We start from the raw sequence: 19215 nt of genomic DNA on the forward strand, positions 1-19215 counted from the left end.
CACGCCCTCGCCGGGCGGGCCGTCGGGCCGGCTGTGACGTGCTCCACAGGGGCGCACGTGCCGGGGGACGCGCCACCCGCGCGTGTCCGCGGTCCTGCCTGCCTCAGGAGCTGGCGGCGCTCGCGGACGTCAGCCGGCGGAGCGGGCGCGACGACGCTGGGCGAGCTCGTCCTGGGGGCTCACGACCGACCCGTCCTCGTCGTCGAGGGACTCGGTCGGCAGCTCCGCGAGCGTGCCCTCGACCTCGCGCCACACCCGGCCGACCGCGATGCCGAACACGCCCTGGCCGCCCTGGACGAGGTCCACGACCTCGTCGGGCGACGTGCACTCGTACACGCTCGCGCCGTCGCTCATGAGGGTGATCTGCGCGAGGTCCTCGACCCCGCGCTCACGCAGGTGCTCGACGGCCGTCCGGATCTGCTGCAGCGAGACCCCGGTGTCCAGGAGGCGTTTGACGACCTTGAGGACGAGGATGTCCCGGAAGCTGTACAGGCGGTGGGAGCCCGACCCGGAGGCGGGGCGCACGGTCGGCTCGACCAGGCCGGTGCGGGCCCAGTAGTCGAGCTGGCGGTACGTGATGCCCGCGGCACGGCACGCGGTCGGCCCGCGGTAGCCGGTGGTCGTGTCCTGCTCGGTGATGTCCTCCCCGAAGAGGAGGCCCTGCGCACCGTGCGGAACTGCCGCGCCGGCACCGACGCTCGCCTCACCGCTGCTGTTCACTGTCGCCTCCTGGGGTGATGTCACGACCACGCTATGGGTGCGGTCCGGGGCCGTCAACGACCGACGACCCGAGCGCGCGGGCGTGTCGCGCCCGCACGACCGGGGACCCGGCCGGCCAACCCTCGACCTGAGGTCGAACGTCGATCTTGTCCGTTGTGTCCGCAGACCTCGACCGCCGCTCGAGGGTTGTGCCTCGAGCGCGGATCCGGCCCGCGCTACTCGTCCACCGAGAAGTCCTCCGGTTGGACGTGGTCCAGGAAGTCGCGGAACTTCTCGACCTCCTCCTGCTGCGCGACGTCGACCACCTCGACCCCCGCCGTCGCGACGACCTCCGCCGAGCACAGCACCGGGCTGCCCGTGCGCACCGCGACCGCGATCGCGTCCGACGCGCGCGAGTCGAGCCGCACGCCGTTGCTCAGCACCAGCTCGGCGAAGAAGATGCCGCCGTCGAGCGCGACGATCTCCGCCCGCTCCAGCCGCACCCCGACCGCGTCGAGCAGGTCCCGCAGCAGGTCGTGGGTCATGGGCCGCGGCGTCGGCAGTCCGGCCTGGGCCATCGCGATCGCGCTCGCCTCCCGCGGTCCGATGACGATCGGCACGACGAGCTCGGACGCGTCGTCCAGCAGCAGCACCACGATCTCCTGGTCGCGCTGCTGCTGACGGACCCCGAGCACCTCGACCGGGACCATCGGGACGTCGTCGCTCACCCCTCCACGGTACGACTCCGTGCGGCATCCGGCAGAGGGTGGGACGGGTCCTGTCCGGGCTCGTCGCGGCGGAGGCACCGCGCGCGTGTCAGCGCGTGAGGTCGTCGATCCCCTGGCGCACGAACACGGTGTGCAGCTGCGCGCACAGCTCACCGACCTCCGAGGCGACGGTGCCTGCGTGGGCGCGCGCGGACGCGCTCTGCTGCCCGCGCCACGGCGAGACGACCTGGTGCACGAGGCTCACGTGCCGGTCGGCGGCGGTGCGCAGGGAGCGCAGGTGGCGCGGCTCGATGCCGTACTCCGCCAGCCCGGCGGCGAGCACGACCACGTCGAGGGAGCGGGCGTCGAGCTGGCCTCCCGGCGCCTGGCGCAGCACGCCGGCCTCGATGAGGCCCTCGACGAGCTCCCGCTCGACACCCGCCGCGGACACGAGCGCGTCGAGCGTGTAGCGCTGGCGGACGGCCGCCGAGCCGGGCTCGCCGTCGGTCGTCGCCAGGCGCGGGGCGAGGGCCTCGACGTCGGTGCCCGCGTCGAGCGCGGCGAGGCGTTCCTTGATGACCTTGAGCGGCAGGTAGCGGTCGCGCTGCTCGACGAGCACGAACCGCAGCCGCTCGACGTCCGCGGGGCTGTACTGGCGGTAGCCCGACGCCGTGCGCACGGGCTCGATGAGCCCCTGCTCCTCGAGGAAGCGCAGCTTGGAGTGGCTGACGTTCGGGAACTCGGCCCGCAGCGCGCGCAGCACGTCGGAGATGCGCATGGTCGCGCGACGCGAGATGCCCTGCGGCCACGGCTCCGCGCCGTCGGCGGGCTCGGGGGCCGTGGCGTGCGCGGCGCCCGTCGAGGCGTTCACGACCGGGGGGCCGTGCCGCCCGCCGGTGCCCCCGCGTGCGGGCTGGCGTGGAAGGTGAGCCGGTACTTGCCGATCTGCACCTCGTCGCCCGTCGAGAGCGCGACGGCGTCGATCCGGCTGCGGTTCACGTACGTCCCGTTGAGCGACCCGACGTCGCGGACGACGAAGTGCTCGCCCTCGCGCACGAACTCGGCGTGCTTGCGCGAGACGGTGACGTCGTCGAGGAAGATGTCGGCGTGCTCGGAGCGCCCGGCGACGGTGCGCTCGGCGTCGAGGAGGAAGCGCGAGCCCTGGCCGGGACCGCGCTGCATGATGAGCAGCGCGGAGTGGCGCGGCAGCGCCGCGACCGCGGCGTGCTCCTCGGGGCTCAGGCCACCGGGCTGCACGCCCTCCTCGATCGGGGCCTCGATCCGGCCGAAGCTGACCGTCGTGTCGCTACCCGCCCGGTTCGGCACCTCAGGACCGCCTGGGACACTCATCTCGCCTCCTCGGGGCTCACGCACGTCGTGCTCGACCTCGGAACACCGCGCCGCGGGGCCGTAACCCCGCGGTGCGGAACCGTGCTCGAAAACTACTACACCCGCAGGTCACGCGGTGCGCGCGACCCACGGTCGTCCCAACCTACCCCGGCCTGCAGGGATGCGGGAAGCCGCCGTCACTCGTCCGCCGGGACCGGGGTCGCGTACTGCGGCGCCCCGGGCTCGACGGTCGCGGCGACCTCGACCCGGTCCTGCTGGGTGATCGTCGTGCGCGCCCCGTCCGCGCGCAGCGACGCCATCGCGCCGCCGGGGATCTCGAGAGCCGTCTCGAGCGTGGACGGGTCGCCGATCACGTTCCACCGGTAGGGAGAGGTGATCGTCTGCCCGTCGACCACGACGCCCTGGGCGGAGTCCTCGAAGTAGCTGCTCGCCACGAGTCGTACCCCGTTGACCTCCATGGCCTCCGCGCCCGCGTTGCGCAGCTCCTCGAGGACGTTGAAGAGCGCGAACGCGTCGAGCGCCTCCGCGCCCTCGACGACCTCGATCTCGACGCCCGGGCCCTCGGCGGGCAGCCGGCCGGACAGGATGCCGAGCGTCTCCGCCTGCTGCTCGGCGAGCTCGAGGGCGGCCCGCTCGCGCCCGGACCCCGACTGGAGCTCGTCGCGCGTCGACTCGAGCGAGGAGACCTGGTCCTCGAGCTCGCCGGAACGCTGGGTCACGTCGTCGAGGAGGCGCACGAGGTCGCTCTGGCGCAGGGACGAGAGCTGGTCCTCCTGCGTCTGGCTGACCTGGACCACGAGCGCGAAGCCGAGCAGCGCGCACAGGACGCCGACGACGATCTGGGACCGGGACGCGCGGGGGCGCAGCGCGCGGCCGAGCCCGCGCAGACCGCGCGGCTCCGGTCGTGTCGGGGAGCCGTGGCGACCCACGGCGCCGATCGCGCCCGTCGTCGCGGGCGGCTCCGCCGGCGCCGGGGCGTCCGTGCCGGTGGTGTCAGCGGTGGCCGCGCCGCCGTCCGGTGCGGCGGCGTCGTCGCCCGCGGGATCGCCCACGGCGTCGGCGCCCCCCTTGCCGTGGTCGGCGCCGTCGCGCGGACCGGCCCCTGCCGGGTCGTCGCCGGGCTCCTCGCCGACCGGGGTGGGGCCTGCCGCGGGTGGCTCGTCGCCGTCGACCGTGCCGTCCGGTACGTCGGACGCGACGTCGTGCTCGCGTGCCGGCTCGTCCGCGGGCGCGCCGGCGTCGGCACCGGTCTCGTCCGGCGCGTCGTCGGACGCCTCGCCGGTGGTCGCTCGCGGAGCGGGGTTCTGCGCCGGGGTCTCGGGCTCGGCCGCGTCCACGGGGTCCTCGGGGTCCGGCCGGGCGGTCTCGACGTCGTCGGTGGTCTCGGCGGCGACCTCGTCGGTGGTGACGACGTCGTCGTCCGCGGCGGCGTCGGGCGTCACGTCGTCCGCGCCCGGGTCGCGGTGGTCCTGGGGGTCTCGGGTCACGCTCACGCCTTGAAGATGTGGCGCCGGATCGCGGCGGCGTTGGAGAAGATGCGGATGCCGAGCACGACGACGACGGCCGTCGAGAGCTGGCTCCCGACGCCGAGCTGGTCGCCGAGGAAGACGATGAGGGCGGCGACGACGACGTTCGACAGGAACGACACGAGGAAGACCTTGTCGTCGAACAGCCCGTCGAGGCGGGCGCGCAGGCCCCCGAACAGGGCGTCGAGCGCGGCGACGACGGCGATAGGCAGGTAGGGCTGCAGCGACACCGGCACGGTGGGTTGCAGGACGAGGCCCGCGACGATGCCCACGACCAGTCCGACGACTGCGATCATTCGACGATCTCCTGCCCTGTCTCGTGCGGTTCCGAGCCCGTCCCGGCCCCGTCGGTCGTGCCGTCCGTCGTGCTGTCGGTGCTCCCGGCGGGCGTGTCGGAGTCTACGGTCGCCGCCGGGGCCTGCGCGAAGAACAGCGTGGGCGCCGACCGGCCGGGCAGGTCGAGGCCGCTCTGCGTCGTCACGCTCGACCGGATGCCGTACTGGGTGCCCAGGATCTGCAGGTAGTCGGACGTGCCCGAGCGCAGGAGCGAGGTGCGCAGCGCGTCCGGGTCACCGATCGCCTCGACCCGGTAGGGGCCGACGAGCGGCTGCAGGTCGACCAGCACCGCGTCCCCGGCGGAGCGGATGGCCGACAGCCCGGTGAGGCGCTGGTCGTTGATCGCGACGGCCTCCGCGCCGCCGGCCCAGAGCGCGTTGACGACGCGCTGGAGGTCGGAGTCGTGCACCAGCGAGTTCGCGTCCACGGTGTCGGACGACAGCCCCCCGCTGGTGTCGTCGAGCGTGACGACGACGCCCTGGCCCTCGACCGCTTGCATCCCGGTCAGCGCGCCCTCCTCCTGCAGGCCCTGGAGCACGTCCGCGCTCGCGCCGCTGAGCGCCGCGCCCTGCAGCTGCTCGATCTCCGCGGACAGCTCCGCCCCGCGGGCCGTGAGCTCCTCGGCCGTGCCCTGCCGGTCGAGGATCTCCTGCTCCAGCGTCTCGCGCGCCGCGATGACGCCCGGCTGCGGGGCGCGCAGCTCGACCGCGGCCGCCGTGGTGACCACACCCAGGCCGACCGCCAGGGCGACGAGGGCGACCGTGCCCGTGCGGCCTCGGTGCGGTGACTGCCCCGCGGCGCGGCGCGCCGCGGCGTCCGCGTACCCGGGGTCGAGCGGGCGGTGCATGACCTCGTTGAGGAGCGTCATCGACGCGTCGACGGGGGCGCGGCGTGCGGCGCCGCCCGGGTCCGGACGGGTCTCGCTCACGGCGCCTCCTGCGTCGTCGTGCCGGTCTCGTCGGCGGCCGCCCTGTCGCGCACGACGAGCGCACGCGTCTGCAGCACGTACTGGGCGCCGGCGAGCCAGTACAGGCCGACGCCCCACCAGGTGAACGCCCAGCCCGTGACCGCGGCGACGTCGCCCGGCCACCCCGGCATCTCGGCCAGCAGCAGCAGCGGGAACGCGTACAGCAGCGCGAAGGTCCCGGCCTTGCCCGCGAAGCTCACCGGCAGCGGCCCGTACCCGTGGCGCGCCAGCAGGGGCAGCAGCCCGGCGAGGAGCACGTCGCGCCCGACGATGACCACGACGAGCCACAGCGGCACGACGTCGCGCCACGCGAGGCCCAGGAGGGTGACGAGGATGAAGAGCCGGTCCGCGGCCGGGTCGAGCATCTGCCCGAGTCGGCTCACCTGGTCGAGGCGCCTCGCGAGGACGCCGTCGAGCCAGTCCGACGCCCCCGACACGGCGAGCACGACGAGCGCCCACACGTCGTCGCCGCGCACGATGAGGACCGCGAACACGGGGACGAGGAGCAGCCGCAGGAGGCTGATGACGTTCGGGACGGTCAGGACGCGGGAGCTGACCTGCTGCCCTGCTGACACACCCACCGCCCCGTGCTCACGTCGCGCCGCCGCGGCGACCTGCCGCGCGCGGACCATCCTACGTACCGGGCCCGCGAGGCCGGGCCCTCATTTCGCGGCGCGGCGCCCGTCCCGGGCGGAAATCACCCGCTTCGTCCGACCCTGCGCCCGTCGGGCGACGGCCCCGGGTGAGGGACGTCACCGGCCGGGCCACGCGGCCCGGCCGCGCGCTCCGGTACGATGGGTGCACCTTTGGAGTTCGTCGCTCGTCCCGCGTGTGTCCGTGAGAGCGGCCGACCCCCCTGATCTCCCTGATCGTGGCGGTGGCCGGCCTGGTGTGTTCGGGAGTGCGACCTGCGAGAACCGACCCGGTGACCGCACGCCACTCCACACCCCGAAACGAACGGTCCTCACCCTTTCATGACTGCTGACGTCGTCGCGCCCTCGCACGCCCTCGACCCCTCCATCGACACCTCCACCCCGCTCACGGAGCAGACCCGCCCGGAGCCTGCGGCTCCCGCCGGGCCCGTGTTCGCCGACCTCGGCCTGCCCGCTCCCCTCGAGCGCGCCGTCGCCGACCTCGGCTTCGTCACCCCGTCCGCGATCCAGGCCGAGGCCATCCCGGCGCTCCTCGCGGGCCGCGACATCACCGGCGTCGCGCAGACCGGCACCGGCAAGACCGCCGCGTTCGGCCTCCCGCTGCTCGCCGCGATCGACCCGGCCCAGCGGCGCGTGCAGGCCGTCGTCCTCACCCCGACGCGCGAGCTCGCGATGCAGGTCGCCGACGCCGTGGAGTCGTTCGCGACCCACCTGCCCAAGGTCGACGTCGTCGCCGTGTACGGCGGCTCCCCGTACCAGCCCCAGCAGCGGGCGCTCGCGGCCGGCGCGCAGGTCGTCGTCGGCACGCCCGGGCGCGTCATCGACCACATCGAGCGCGGCACCCTCGTGCTCGACGACGTGCGCTTCCTCGTGCTCGACGAGGCCGACGAGATGCTGCGCATGGGCTTCGCGGAGGACGTCGACACGATCTTCTCCCGCGCGCCGCGCGAGCGTCAGGTCGCGCTCTTCTCCGCGACGATGCCCGCCCCGATCCGCCGCGTCGCGAACGAGCACCTCGCCGACCCCGTCGAGATCGCGGTCGCCCGGCAGTCGTCCACGGTGACGAGCGTGCGCCAGACGTACGCCGTCGTGCCGTTCCGGCACAAGACCGGCGCGCTCGTGCGCGTCCTCGCCACGTCCGACGCCGAGGCCGCGATCGTGTTCACCCGCACGCGCGGCGCCGCGGAGGAGGTCGGGTCCGCGCTCGTCGAGCGCGGCATCTCCGCCGCCACCATCTCGGGCGACGTCGCGCAGAAGGAGCGCGAGCGGATCGTGGAGCGTCTGCGCTCGGGCGCGCTCGACGTCCTCGTCGCGACCGACGTCGCCGCGCGCGGCCTCGACGTCGACCGCATCGGCCTCGTCGTGAACTTCGACCTGCCGGGCGAGCCCGAGGCGTACGTGCACCGCATCGGCCGCACCGGCCGCGCCGGCCGCACCGGCGAGGCCCTCAGCTTCGTCACGCCGCACGAGCGCGGCCGTCTGCGCGCCATCGAGCGCACCACCCGCACGCCGCTGCAGGAGGTGGAGATCCCCTCCCCCGCCGACGTGTCCGCGCACAAGGTCCGCGCCCTCCTCGGCCAGGTACCCGCACGCCGCGAGGCCGGCCGCCTGTCCATGTACGCCGACATGGTGCGCACCTTCCTCGCCGAGCACGACGTCGACCCCGTCGACCTCGCGGCGGCCATGGCGGCGCTCGCGGTGGGTGACGACGGCCCGCGGGCCCGTGAGGAGCAGGAGCGGTTCGAGGCGGAGCGTGCCGCGGCGCGCGAGCAGGCGAAGGCGCGTCGCACGGAGCGCACGGGCGACCGCCCGCGCGGCGAGCGCGCGTCGGGCCGTCGCGAGGGCGACGGGACGCGCGGCATCCGCCGGGACGCCGTCGGCACCCGTTACCGCCTGTCCGTCGGGCACAAGGACGGCGTGCTGCCCGGCGGGATCGTCGGCGCCCTGACGAACGAGGCCGGCCTGGCCGGATCGGACGTCGGCAAGATCGACATCTTCCCGTCGTTCTCGCTGGTCGACATCACCGCCCCGCTCGACGCGGACACCATGGACCGCATCTCCCGCGCCCGCGTGGCGGGCAAGGCGCTGCGCATCCGCGTGGACGAGGGCGCGCCCGCCTCGCGCGGGCCGCGCGGCGGGCACGGCCCGTCCGGCCGTCGTGACGAGCGTCGTGACCGGTTCGACCGCGCCGACGACCGGGGCGAGCGCAAGCCGCGCCACCGCGCCGCCTCCTGACGCGCGGTCGCCACGCGGCGACGTCCGCACGACGACGGCCCCCGGATCCACGAGATCCGGGGGCCGTCCGCGTCCGTGGGGTGCGCGCCGTGCGCCCACGGTTCAGGGCCGCGGCTCCTCGCGCGCCTCGCCGTGCGCCTGGACGAGCGCGGCGAGGCGCCGCGCGTCCGCATCGCCGCGGGCGCCGTCGGCCCGCTGGATCCCCATGACGGCGAGCGTCGACCCGTCCGCGAGGTCGAGCCGCACCCACGCGTCGCCGGAGCCGAACCGGACCGACACGACCTGCGCCCACGCGAGCTCGCGCGTGTAGATGACGTTGCGCACCCGCAGGCCGTCGCGCGACGGCACCGCGTGCACCCCCCCGAGGCGCCACAGCAGCCACGTCGCGAACAGCGCGAACGCCGCCAGGGACAGTCGGTTCACCCACGACGTGCCGAGCGGGCCCGTCGCGAAGAGCCCGACGACGACGCACCCGCCGACCACCACCACGCCGGTCGCCCACGCCGACACCAGCCCGAACCGGGGCCGGAACGGCCGGTACGGGTCGTCGTGGCGCTCCCCGGGCAGGCCAGGATCAGGGAACGGTTCGGTGCTCATGCCGCCACCGTCTCACACCCGCTCGACGCACACCGGCGTCGGCGCCGGGGTCGAGCAAGGTCAGAGGCGGGACGCGTGGATCCGTGTCACGAGGATCGCGCGCGCCCCCACGTCGTACAGGGCGTCCATGACCTGGTTCGTCCGGTCGCGGCGCACCATCGCCCGCACCGCCGCCCAGTCCCGGTCGTGCAGCGGGGACACCGTCGGCGACTCCAGGCCGGGCGTGATCGCGACCGCTCGCTCCACGAGCGACACCGGCACGTCGTAGTCCATGAGGACGTACTGGCGGGCCGTGAGCACGCCCTGCAGGCGCCGGCTCAGCACCTCCACGCCCGCCGGCACGTCCGCCTCCGCCACCGCGCGCGGACGGATCAGGACCGCCTCCGACACGAGGATCGGGTCACCGAAAACCTCCAGGCCCGCGCCCCGCAGCGTCGTGCCCGTCGAGACCACGTCCGCGACGACGTCCGCCACCCCGAGCTGCACCGCCGACTCCACCGCGCCGTCCAGGTGCACGACCGTGGCCTCCACGCCGTTCGAGCGCAGGTGCCCCTCGACGAGCACCTCGTACGACGTCGCGACCCGCAGCCCCTGCACCTGCTCCAGCGACGTCACCGCGCCCGCCGGGGCCGCGTACCGGAACGTCGACCCCCCGAAGCCGAGCTGCATGTGCTCCACCGCGTCCGCACCCGAGTCCAGCAGCAGGTCCCGGCCCGTGATCCCCACGTCCACCGTGCCCGACCCCACGTACACCGCGATGTCGCGGGGACGCAGGAAGAAGAACTCGACGTCGTTGTCCGGGTCCGCCAGCACCAGCTCGCGCGAGTCACGACGCTGGCGGTACCCCGCCTCGCGCAGCATCTCGACGGCGGGCTCGGACAGGGACCCCTTGTTGGGGACGGCGATACGCAGCATGACAGGACCTTCGTTCAGGGGATCAGGCAGATCAGGCAGGACGGGTGCACGGTCGGGACGAGACGGAGGGGCGAGCGGCGCTCGCGGCCGGGAGCGGTCGCTCACCGGGGCGGCCGCTCACAGATGCTCGTACACGTCCTGCAGGCTCAGGCCCTTCGCCAGCATCAGCACCTGCAGGTGGTAGAGCAGCTGGGAGATCTCCTCCGCCGTCTTCACGTCGCCCTCGTACTCGGCGGCCATCCACACCTCGGCGGCCTCCTCGACCACCTTCTTCCCGATCGCGTGCACGCCGGCGTCCAGCTCCGCGACCGTGCCGGAACCGGCAGGTCGCGTCGTGGCCTTCTCGGACAGCTCCGCGAACAGGGACTCGAACGTCTTCACGCGCTCCAGGGTATCCGCCACCCGGTCAGGGCCGGGGCGTGTCCGCCCAGCGGGCACGCCCCGGCCCCCGTCACAGGTCGCGCAGCGCCACCACCGTGGCGACCGCCGCCTCCGCCGCCTCCGCGCCCTTGTCCTCGCGCGACCCCTCCAGACCCGCCCGGTCCAGGGCCTGCTGCTCGTCGTCGCACGTCAGCACACCGAACCCCACCGGCACACCCGTGCGCACGCTCACGTCCGTCAGGCCCGACGTCGCCGCCTGGCACACGTACTCGAAGTGCGGCGTCCCCCCACGGATCACCACCCCCAGCGCCACCACCGCGTCCGCACCGTGCTCCACCGCCCGCGCCGCCGCCACCGGCAGCTCGAACGACCCCGGCACCCGCACCACGCTCACGTGCGACACGTTCGCCGCCGCCAACGCCCGGCGCGCCCCCGCCAGCAGGCCGTCCATCACCTCCGTGTGCCAGCTCGCCGCGACCACCGTCACCCGCAGCCCCGACCCGTCCACGCTCAACGTCGGCGCACCTGCCCCGCTCATCCCTCGTCCTCCTTCGTCTCCACGACCGACTCGTCGTCCGACTCCGCCACGACCGTCCCGTCCGGGACCGCCACCGTGTCCAGCAGATGACCCATCGCCACCTTCTTCGTCACCAGGTACGCCCGGTTGTGCTCCCCGTGACCCACCTCGATCCGCTCCGTACCCACCACGTCGATGCCCGAGGCCACCAGGCCCGTCACCTTCGCCGGGTTGTTCGTCAGCAACCGCACCCGCGACAGCCCCAGGTCCGCCAGGATCGCCGCCGCCGCCCCGTACTCACGACGATCCACCGGCCACCCCAGCTCCAGGTTCGCCTGCACCGTGTCCAGACCCGCGTCCTGCAGCTCGTACGCCCCGATCTTCGCCAGCAACCCGATGCCACGGCCCTCGTGCCCCCGCAGGTACACCACCGCACCACCCTCCGCCGCGACCCGCTCCATCGCCGCCTGCAGCTGCGGACCGCAGTCGCAGCGCAACGACCCGAACGCGTCCCCCGTCAGGCACTCCGAGTGCACCCGCACCACCGGCACCCCGTCCCGCCCGACGGCGCTCGCGGCCTCCGCGGCCGCCTCACCGCGGTCCGTCTCACCGCGGTCTGCCGCGCCAGCCGGGGCCGCCGCAGGAACGAGCGCGACGTGCTCCGCCCCCGTCCGCAGGTCCCTGTACCCGACCACCCGGAACCGGCCGCGCGCCGTCGGGAGGTCCGCCTCGGCCGTCCGGTGCACCCGACGCGCCAACGCCTCCCGGTCCGGCACCTCCACGGCCGCCGCCGGCGCCGGGTCGTGCACCCGCCGCCACGCCACCAGGTCCGCGATCGTGATGAGCACCAGCCCGTCCCGCTCCGCCAGCGCCGCCGCGTCCCCCAGCCGCATCATCGTCCCGTCGTCGTGCACGAGCTCCGCGATCCCGCCGACCTCGCCCACGCCCGCCAGACGCACCAGGTCCACCGCCGCCTCCGTGTGCCCTGCGCGATGCAGCACCCCGCCCGGGACCGCCCGCAACGGCAGCACGTGCCCCGGCCGGATCAGGTCCACCGGACCCGAGGCCGGGTCCGCCAGCACCCGCAACGTCCGGGCCCGGTCATCCGCCGAGATGCCCGTCGTCACCCCCGTCGCCGCGTCCACCGTCACCGTGTACGCCGTGCGCCGCGGGTCCTGGCTGTGCGGCACCATCAACGGCAGCTCCAGCGCGTCCGCCCGCGCCGCCGGCATCGGCGCGCACAGGTACCCCGACGAGTGCCGGATCGTCCACGCCACCCACTCCGCCGACACCCCCTGCGCCGCGAACACGACGTCCGCCTCGTTCTCCCGGTCCGGGGAGTCCGCCACCAGCACCGGTCGCCCCGCCCGGATCTCCGCCAGCGCCTCCTCGACCGACCCCAGGCGCACGCCCGCCGTCCCCTCCGGCACCGCGGCGCTCGCGGACCCCGCGCCCGTCACGACGCGCTCCCGGGGACCACACCTGACCGGAGCAGGCGCTCGACGTACTTCGCGAGCACGTCCACCTCGAGGTTCACCCGGTCGCCGGGCACCAGGCCACCGAGGATCGTCGCCTCGAGCGTCGTCGGGATGAGCGAGACGCCGAACGTCCCCTCGTCCACGTGCGTCACCGTCAACGACACCCCGCTCACCGCGATCGAGCCCTTCTCGGCGACGTAGCGTGTCAGCCCGGTCGGGGCGGAGAACACCAGGTCGTCCCAGCGCTCGCCCGGCGCGCGGCTCACGAGCGTCCCGACGCCGTCCACGTGGCCCTGCACCACGTGACCTCCCAGGCGCGCGTCCGCCCGGACGGCCCGCTCGAGGTTCACCGGCGAACCCGCGACCAGATCGCCCAGCGCCGTCCGGCGCAGCGACTCCGGCATGACGTCCGCCGTGAACGACCCGTCGCCCCCCAGGCTCGTCACCGTGAGGCACACCCCGTTGACGGCGATCGAGTCGCCGAGCCCCGCGTCCGACGTCGCGAGCGGCCCCTCGACCGTGAGCACCGCGTCCGCCCCCGCGCCGCCCGGGAGCTCGACCCCCCGGACCCTCCCGATCTCCTCCACGATCCCCGTGAACATCAGCCGTCCCGTCCTTCCGTGCGCTTCCTGGACACCACGAGCGCGTCGTCCCCGACGCGCCTGACCTCGACCGTGCGGAACCGGTGCGCGTCGGCGATCGTCGCCACCCCCAGACCGTCCACGGCCCGCCGACCGCTCCCCAGCAGCACCGGGGCGACGTACGCGTGCAGCTCGTCCACCGCGCCTGCCGCGAGGAACGCCGTCGCCAACGTCGGACCGCCCTCCACGAGCACGTGCCGCACCTCCCGCTCCGCGAGCCTCCCCAGCACCTCACCGACGTCGCGCGTCAGCAGGTGCACCAGCTCGCCGCCCTCCCCGCGCACCCGCGCGGACGGCGGGATCCCCCGCAGTCCCACGACGACCCGCAGCGGCTGGTGCTCCAGGAGCCGACCGTCGCCCGCGGCGTCGTGGTGGGCCAGGACCCGCGCCGTGAGCGCCGGGTCGTCCGTGAGGAGCGTGCCGGTGCCGACGAGGATCGCGTCGACCTCGGCGCGCACGCGGTGCGCGTGCTCGCGCGCCGCAGGCCCGGTGATCCAGCGGCTCGTGCCGTCCTCGGCAGCGACGTAGCCGTCGAGCGTCGTCGCGGTCTTGAGCGTCACGTACGGCGTGCCACGGTGCACGGAGGTGAGCCACACGCGCAGAAGCTCCTCGCCCTCGGCCGCGCGCAGGCCGCGCACGACGCGGACCCCCGCGGCACGCAGGCGGTGTGCGCCGCCCGAGGCGACGGGGTTCGGGTCGTCGACGGCGAGCACGACCTCCGCCACGCCCGCGGCGACGAGCGCGTCGGCGCACGGGCCGGTGCGACCCGTGTGGGCGCACGGCTCGAGCGTGACGACGGCGGTCGCGCCGGCGACGTCCACCCCGCGCTCCCGCGCGTCCGCGAGAGCCGCGGCCTCGGCATGCGGCGTGCCCGCACCCCGGTGGTACCCCTCGGCGAGGACACGCCGCGGGTGCGGGTCCAGCGATTCCGGCGAGGCGCCGTCGGGCGCGGCTCGACCGTCCGGGGCGGGCCCCAGGAGCACGCAGCCGACGCGGGGATTGGGGCCGTGCGCCGGCCCGCGAGCCGCCAGCTCGAGCGCGCGCGCCATCGCGGCGTCGATCGTCAGGGTGCGGGGATGCTCGCCCATCCGTCCTCCTCCCGGGCACGAGCGCTCCGGGGTGAGGGCGGGCGGCGGGGTCAGGCCTGGACCGGCCCGACGGCGTCGCTCACCACGGCGAGGCCACCGCCGTCGCGAACCGGTGCGCCGACGGGTCGTCGGAGCACCACGCTCTGGGCGTGGCCGCGCCGCACGTGCTTCCTCCCATCCGGACTGTCACCGTCGGTCCTGGAGTTCCACCAGGTCAACCGCGCGTGGGCGCGGGTCGCGGACTGTCACCGCCGGCTCGGAATTGCACCGACCCCGGAGCACGTTCGTGCGTACTGCTGCTTCCAACCGAGCATGCTACTCGCGCATTCCCCCGGGTGGCCCCGTCCGCCTGTCGAACGGACGTGAACCGGACGTGCCCTTCTCCGTGCTTTTTGGTGAGGTGTGTGGCTCACTCGGGGTGTGTGTATGGCCGCTTGGCACACTATTTTTATCGGGACGAGAGAAGGAGCCCTCTGCTCGGGCTCCTTCTCGGCCGGCCGTCAGTGGGCGTGCGCCGACGCCTCCGCCAGCTCCCGCAGCGCCTGGATCTCGTCCGGCACGCTCTCCGCCCCGTACACCGCCGACCCGGCGACGAAGACGTTGGCCCCCGCCTCCGCGGCTCGCTCGATCGTCGAGCGCGACACTCCCCCGTCGACCTGGATCCACACGTCGAGGCCGGACCCGCTCACGGCCTCGCGGGCCCGCCGGATCTTCGGGAGCGTCCCCTCGATGAACGACTGGCCGCCGAATCCCGGCTCGACCGTCATGACGAGGATCATGTCGACCTCCGCGAGGAGGTCCAGGAAGGGCTCCACAGGCGTCGCAGGGCGCAGCGCGAGGCCCGCGCGGGCCCCCAGGCGCCGGAGCTCGCGCGCGAGCCGCACAGGGGCAGCAGCGGCCTCGGCGTGGAACGTCACGGACGCCGCGCCGGCCTCCGCGTACGCCGGCGCCCAGCGGTCGGGGTCCTCGATCATGAGGTGCGCGTCGATCGGGACCGGCGACACCTGGGCGAGTCGCTCGAACACGGGCAGCCCGAGCGTGAGATTCGGCACGAAGTGGTTGTCCATGACGTCGACGTGCGCGTAGTCCGCCGTCTCGATCGCGTTCAGGTCGCGCTCGAGGTTCGCGAAGTCGGCGGACAGGATGCTCGGTGCGATGAGGGCTGCCATGCGCCCAGCCTAGGGTGCCTACCACCTCCGGCGACGCTCGTAGGCTCCTGACGTGAGCACCCTCCCCTCCCCCGGAGCGACGACCCCGCCGATCGTGACGGTGCGTCCCGCCACCTCGGACGACCTCGCGCGCGTCGCCGAGATCGCCGCCCCGTTCGTCCTCGACACGTGCGTGACGTTCGAGGAGGACGTCTGGGACGTCCCGGCGTGGCAGCACAAGCTCGACGACCTCACCGCGCGCGGACTGCCGTTCCTCGTCGCGGAGGTCGACGGCCCGGCCCGGACGGACCGCACGAGCGGCCCGGTGGTCGCGGGCTACGCCTACGCGTCCGCCTGGCGCCCGAAGCCCGCGTACCGGCACACCGCCGAGGACACGATCTACCTCGACCCGGCCCACGCCGGGCGCGGCGTCGGCACCGCCCTGCTCGGCGCGCTCCTGGACGCGAGCGCGGCCGCAGGAGTCCGCCAGGTCGTCTCCGTCGTCGCCGACGTCCCCGAGGCGGCAGGATCGATCCCGCTGCACCGCCGCTTCGGCTTCGTCGAGGCCGGCCGCCTCACGGCCGTCGGCTACAAGCACGGCCGCTGGGTCGACACGATCCTCCTCCAGCGCTCCCTCTGAGCGCCCGCCGAGCATGCGGCTACCGCCCGTCAGGTACCGGGGGCGGGCCGCAACCGCATGCTCGGCCCAGACGGGGCGACGCTCATGCCACGAGGCCTCGGCGGAGGGCGGTCGTGCGCTGCTCGACCGTGTGCCAGGCGTGGCGGCTGACGCCGGGGTGGGCGTCGCGGTCGACGTCCGCGAGCGCCGCGAGGAGTCCGTCGAGGGTCTCGGCGACGGCGCGCTGGGCGCGGCGGCGAGGCAGTCCCCAGGTGGTGCCCTCGGTGACGAGGTGGTCGGCGGTGAGGCGGTCCATGTCGCGCTCGCCGGCGACGTCCATGGCGAAGACGCGGGAGGCGTGGTCGTGGTGGAGGTGCATGGAGACGTCGTAGGCGGGGGCGAGGCGGACGGTGCCGTCGGCGTGGCGGAGGACGGAGATGTTCTTGGCGTGGGCGTCGGTGTTGCCGATGGCGAGGTTGAAGGTGGTGAGGGCGAGGAGGGGGTCGGGGCGGGTGCCGTCGTCGCGGAGGGTGCGGGCGATGGCGGCGAGGGAGGGGAAGCGGCGTCCGTGCTGGAACTTGCGCTCGGGGTCGCGGGTGTTGATGCCGAGGGCCTGCGCGGTGTCCTCCTGGTGGAGGCGTGCGGTGCCGCCGGGTTCGGTGGGGTCGGGGACGCGGTCGTAGCGGGTGACGACGATGGCGCGCTCGCCGTCGAGCTCGGTGACGTGGGCGTCGACGGTGGTGAGGCCGATGCGGCGGGCGAGGTCGAGGGCGGCGGCCTCGGTGTTGACGAGGTCGGCGGTGGGTGAGTCGGAGGGGCGGGCGACCTTGAGGATGTGGGTGGTGGGTGCGGTGCCGCGGGGGCGGGCCCAGCCGTGCTGGTCGTGGAGGAGGGTGATCTTGGGTTCCATGCCGGGCAGGGAGCTGGTGAGGTGGTCGGTGCGTCCTTCTCCCCCGCTGCGGGCGACGGCGGCGCGCAGGAGTCGTGCGACGGCGGCGTCGTCGAGGCGTTCGGGGGTGCCGGGGGTGGGGAGGGGCTGTGCTTCGGGTGCGAGGAGGACGGCGCCGGCGGTGTCGTGGCCGTAGTGGACGAGGAAGGCGAGGGCGTCGTCGGGGTCGATGCCGGCGTCGATGGCCATGGCGTCGCGGGTGCGGCCCTCGGGGAGGAGTCCGTCGAGCCAGGCGGCGACGCGCGCGGGGTGGGGCGGGGGCTCGTCGGGTGGGGTGATGGGGAGCAGGTGGGAGAGGACTCGGGCGTCGTGTCCCCAGCGGTCGAGGGCGTCGGCGGTCCAGGTGAGGGTGACGCGGGGCGTGCCGTCGGTGGTGCGCAGGCCGGCGGGTGCGAGGGTCGCGACGGGGGTGCCGTAGAGCCAGGCGGTGACGGTGGTCATCGGCGTTCCTGGAGTCGCAGGTCGACGTCGAGGGTGTCGAGGAGCTCGAAGAGTCGTTGGACCCAGAGGTTCTCGACGCCGTTCTCGAGCTCGGAGAGGTACTGGCGGGTGATGCCGAGCTCGTCGGCGACCTGGGCCTGCGTGAGCCCTCGGGCTCGGCGGACGCGGCTGAGGTAGGCGCCGAGGTCGCGGGGGCTGCGGGGGGTGGTCCAGGTGTCGGCCATGCTCGTTCTCCTGCCGTCGGTGCGCGGGGCGTGTGCTGCGGCGTCAGAATTACCTGACACACCTCGACGTCAGGTTACTCCGACACGCCTGTGATGTCGAAATATACTGACATCCCTCGAGGGCGCCGCCGTCATACCGTCCGGCGCAAGAGCGTCAGGTGCATCGCGTCGGTGCCGTGGACGTGCGGCCAGAGCTGGACGTCCTGGCGGTCGCCGAGCTCGATGGTGTCCCGCGCCTCGGGACGCACGACGTCGCGCACGACGGCGGGGGCGTCCAGGACCTCGACGTCGTCGCGGCGGCGCAGCACGTCGGCGACGACGACCTGGGTCTCGGCGAGGTGGGGCGAGCACGTGACATAGCCGACCACTCCCCCGGGCCGGACGGCGTCGAGAGCGGAGTCGAGGAGCTCGCGCTGGAGCCCGGTGAGGGTCGCGAGGTCCGCGGGCGTGCGGCGCCACCGGGACTCGGGGCGGCGGCGCAGCGCACCCAGGCCCGTGCAGGGGGCGTCGAGGAGCACGCGGTCGTACGCGCCCGGCTCGTCCTGCCCGACGGCGCGGCCGTCGCCCGTGCGGACGGCCTCCACGGCGTCGGCCGGGACGGCGGCGAGCGCCTTCTCCACGAGGCGCGCACGGTGGGGCTGGACCTCGTTGGCAACGAGGCGGGCGCCGCGCTCGGCCGCGAGCGCCGCGAGGAGCGCGGCCTTGCCGCCGGGCCCGGCGCACAGGTCGAGCCAACGCGCGTCCGTCGGAGGCGCGACGCCGTCGGACGCATCGGCGAGGGGTGCCGCGGCGAGGGCGAGGGCGACGAGCTGGCTGCCCTCGTCCTGGACGCCGGCACGACCGTCGCGGACGGCGGAGTACGCGGCAGGGTCGCCCCCTTCGAGGCGCAGCGCGGTGGGGGCCCACCGGGCGGTCGTCACGCGGTCGTCGCCGTCGGAGAGCTCGTCGGGGTCGGCGAGGCCGGGGCGGGCGACGAGCGTGACGCGCGGGGCGTCGTTGTCGGCGGCGAGGAGCGCGTCGAGCTCGGTGACGGGGCGGCCGTTGCCGGCGAGGGCGTCGCGCAGGGCGCGGGCGATCCACACGGGGTGGCTCTGGGTGGCCGCGAGCGCCGCGAGGTCGTCGGGTGCGTCGTCGGCGAGGGTGGTGAGCCAGTCGTCGAGGGGGGTGCGGGCGACGCGGCGCAGGACGGCGTTGACGAGCTGGGCGCTGCCGGCGCCGATGCGCTCGCGCGCGAGCCCGACCGTCTCGGACACGGCGGCGTGCTGGGGCACGCGCATGCCGAGGATCTGGTGGGCGCCGAGGCGCAGGACGTCGAGCACGGGAGCGTCGAGGCGGTCGAGGGGGCGGTCGAGGCACAGCGCGAGGATGGCGTCGTAGCGGCCCCGCAGGCGCAGGGTGCCGTAGGCGAGCTCGGTGGCGAACCCGGCGTCGCGGCCGCGGATGCCGCGCTCGCGCAGGAGGGGCGGCAGGACGAGGTTGGCGTAGGCGTCGGAGCCGTCGACCTGGCGCAGGACGTCGAACGCGACCGCGCGGGCGGGGTCGGTGCCCTTGCGCCGCTGGGAGGGAGCGTTCGCGCTGCGGTGGGTCTCGCCCCGCGACCGGGCGGCACCGCGCTGGCGGCCGCGGGCGTCGCGGCGCTCCCCCGCGGGCCCGGCGTCCGGTCGGGGACCCGCGCTCGAACGGGTGTTCGATGCGGCGCCCGGAGCAGCCCCTCCGGCGTTCGAACGCATGTTCGACCGAGCGC

21 protein-coding genes and 1 riboswitch are annotated in these 19215 nt (G+C 74.9%); of the genes, 2 read left to right on the top strand and 19 right to left on the bottom strand.

Annotated features, from left to right (window positions below):
- Positions 1-129: 129 nt before the first annotated feature.
- From JN535_RS06845 to JN535_RS06880, 8 genes are all read right to left on the bottom strand, one after another.
- On the bottom strand, positions 130-720 hold the full coding sequence (locus JN535_RS06845; protein WP_205204157.1) for a MerR family transcriptional regulator: 591 nt from the start codon (positions 718-720) through the stop codon (positions 130-132).
- A 215-nt stretch (positions 721-935) separates the two neighbouring features.
- Complete coding sequence (locus JN535_RS06850; RefSeq protein WP_024839673.1) at positions 936-1409, bottom strand: bifunctional nuclease family protein; 474 nt, start codon at positions 1407-1409, stop codon at positions 936-938.
- A gap of 106 nt (positions 1410-1515) precedes the next feature.
- Positions 1516-2277 (bottom strand): transcriptional regulator FtsR, encoded by a 762-nt coding sequence (ftsR, locus tag JN535_RS06855; RefSeq protein WP_307868335.1) that lies wholly within the window; start codon positions 2275-2277, stop codon positions 1516-1518.
- Positions 2274-2756 (bottom strand): FHA domain-containing protein, encoded by a 483-nt coding sequence (locus tag JN535_RS06860; protein ID WP_205204159.1) that lies wholly within the window; start codon positions 2754-2756, stop codon positions 2274-2276. The genes ftsR and JN535_RS06860 overlap by 4 nt, the downstream gene beginning before the upstream one ends.
- Positions 2757-2932: 176 nt before the next feature.
- Positions 2933-4249 carry a DUF881 domain-containing protein gene (locus JN535_RS21505; protein ID WP_205204161.1) on the bottom strand — a complete coding sequence of 439 codons (1317 nt, stop codon included), beginning with the start codon at positions 4247-4249 and terminating at the stop codon, positions 2933-2935.
- Entirely contained in the window at positions 4246-4578 is a 333-nt protein-coding gene (locus JN535_RS06870) for a small basic family protein (protein WP_021483549.1), read from the bottom strand. The genes JN535_RS21505 and JN535_RS06870 overlap by 4 nt, the downstream gene beginning before the upstream one ends.
- A complete protein-coding gene (locus tag JN535_RS06875) occupies positions 4575-5546 on the bottom strand; it encodes a DUF881 domain-containing protein (RefSeq protein WP_307868336.1) in 972 nt (323 codons plus the stop codon). Before JN535_RS06875 ends, JN535_RS06870 begins: the two co-directional genes overlap by 4 nt.
- Entirely contained in the window at positions 5543-6160 is a 618-nt protein-coding gene (locus tag JN535_RS06880; RefSeq protein WP_307868401.1) for a CDP-alcohol phosphatidyltransferase family protein, read from the bottom strand. The genes JN535_RS06875 and JN535_RS06880 overlap by 4 nt, the downstream gene beginning before the upstream one ends.
- A gap of 399 nt (positions 6161-6559) precedes the next feature.
- Here JN535_RS06880 and JN535_RS06885 point away from each other — a divergent pair, with 399 nt between their 5' ends.
- Positions 6560-8473, top strand: coding sequence for a DEAD/DEAH box helicase (locus JN535_RS06885; protein WP_205204171.1), 1914 nt, complete (start codon positions 6560-6562; stop codon positions 8471-8473).
- Positions 8474-8575: 102 nt separating this feature from the next.
- Here JN535_RS06885 and JN535_RS06890 read toward each other — a convergent pair whose 3' ends face one another.
- The 8 genes from JN535_RS06890 to rpe form a co-directional block, all read right to left on the bottom strand.
- Positions 8576-9070, bottom strand: coding sequence for a PH domain-containing protein (locus JN535_RS06890; protein ID WP_205204173.1), 495 nt, complete (start codon positions 9068-9070; stop codon positions 8576-8578).
- Positions 9071-9130: 60 nt separating this feature from the next.
- Positions 9131-9985: an ATP phosphoribosyltransferase gene (gene hisG, locus JN535_RS06895; protein ID WP_205204175.1), complete on the bottom strand. Its 855-nt coding sequence runs from the start codon at positions 9983-9985 to the stop codon at positions 9131-9133.
- Positions 9986-10102: 117 nt separating this feature from the next.
- Complete coding sequence (locus tag JN535_RS06900) at positions 10103-10366, bottom strand: phosphoribosyl-ATP diphosphatase (RefSeq protein ID WP_024839663.1); 264 nt, start codon at positions 10364-10366, stop codon at positions 10103-10105.
- 70 nt (positions 10367-10436) lie between these two features.
- Positions 10437-10904 (bottom strand): 6,7-dimethyl-8-ribityllumazine synthase, encoded by a 468-nt coding sequence (gene ribH / locus JN535_RS06905; protein ID WP_205204177.1) that lies wholly within the window; start codon positions 10902-10904, stop codon positions 10437-10439.
- The gene (gene ribB / locus JN535_RS06910; RefSeq protein WP_307868338.1) at positions 10901-12343 is read right to left on the bottom strand and encodes a 3,4-dihydroxy-2-butanone-4-phosphate synthase; all 1443 of its coding nucleotides are present in this window, start codon (positions 12341-12343) and stop codon (positions 10901-10903) included. The genes ribH and ribB overlap by 4 nt, the downstream gene beginning before the upstream one ends.
- Positions 12340-12963, bottom strand: a complete 624-nt coding sequence (locus JN535_RS06915; RefSeq protein WP_205204179.1) for a riboflavin synthase — start codon at positions 12961-12963, stop codon at positions 12340-12342. Before JN535_RS06915 ends, ribB begins: the two co-directional genes overlap by 4 nt.
- A complete protein-coding gene (ribD, locus tag JN535_RS06920) occupies positions 12963-14090 on the bottom strand; it encodes a bifunctional diaminohydroxyphosphoribosylaminopyrimidine deaminase/5-amino-6-(5-phosphoribosylamino)uracil reductase RibD (protein ID WP_240200674.1) in 1128 nt (375 codons plus the stop codon). The genes JN535_RS06915 and ribD overlap by 1 nt, the downstream gene beginning before the upstream one ends.
- A 161-nt stretch (positions 14091-14251) precedes the next feature.
- Positions 14252-14375, bottom strand: a riboswitch (FMN riboswitch).
- A 215-nt stretch (positions 14376-14590) separates the two neighbouring features.
- The gene (gene rpe, locus JN535_RS06925) at positions 14591-15259 is read right to left on the bottom strand and encodes a ribulose-phosphate 3-epimerase (protein WP_205204181.1); all 669 of its coding nucleotides are present in this window, start codon (positions 15257-15259) and stop codon (positions 14591-14593) included.
- 52 nt (positions 15260-15311) lie between these two features.
- Between rpe and JN535_RS06930 the strand changes: the two genes are divergently transcribed.
- On the top strand, positions 15312-15878 hold the full coding sequence (locus JN535_RS06930) for a GNAT family N-acetyltransferase (protein ID WP_307868340.1): 567 nt from the start codon (positions 15312-15314) through the stop codon (positions 15876-15878).
- Between the two features lie 82 nt (positions 15879-15960).
- On the opposite strand, the gene JN535_RS06935 is transcribed toward JN535_RS06930, so the two are convergent.
- The 3 genes from JN535_RS06935 to JN535_RS06945 all read right to left on the bottom strand — a co-directional run bounded on the left by JN535_RS06935 (position 15961) and on the right by JN535_RS06945 (position 19201).
- Entirely contained in the window at positions 15961-17247 is a 1287-nt protein-coding gene (locus JN535_RS06935; protein WP_205204189.1) for a HipA domain-containing protein, read from the bottom strand.
- Entirely contained in the window at positions 17244-17471 is a 228-nt protein-coding gene (locus JN535_RS06940; protein WP_074806350.1) for a helix-turn-helix domain-containing protein, read from the bottom strand. Before JN535_RS06940 ends, JN535_RS06935 begins: the two co-directional genes overlap by 4 nt.
- Before the next feature lie 131 nt (positions 17472-17602).
- Positions 17603-19201, bottom strand: coding sequence for an RsmB/NOP family class I SAM-dependent RNA methyltransferase (locus JN535_RS06945; protein ID WP_240200675.1), 1599 nt, complete (start codon positions 19199-19201; stop codon positions 17603-17605).
- Positions 19202-19215 lie beyond the last annotated feature (14 nt).

It is taken from the genome of Cellulosimicrobium cellulans (assembly GCF_016921195.1).
Classification (GTDB): domain Bacteria; phylum Actinomycetota; class Actinomycetes; order Actinomycetales; family Cellulomonadaceae; genus Cellulosimicrobium; species Cellulosimicrobium cellulans_F.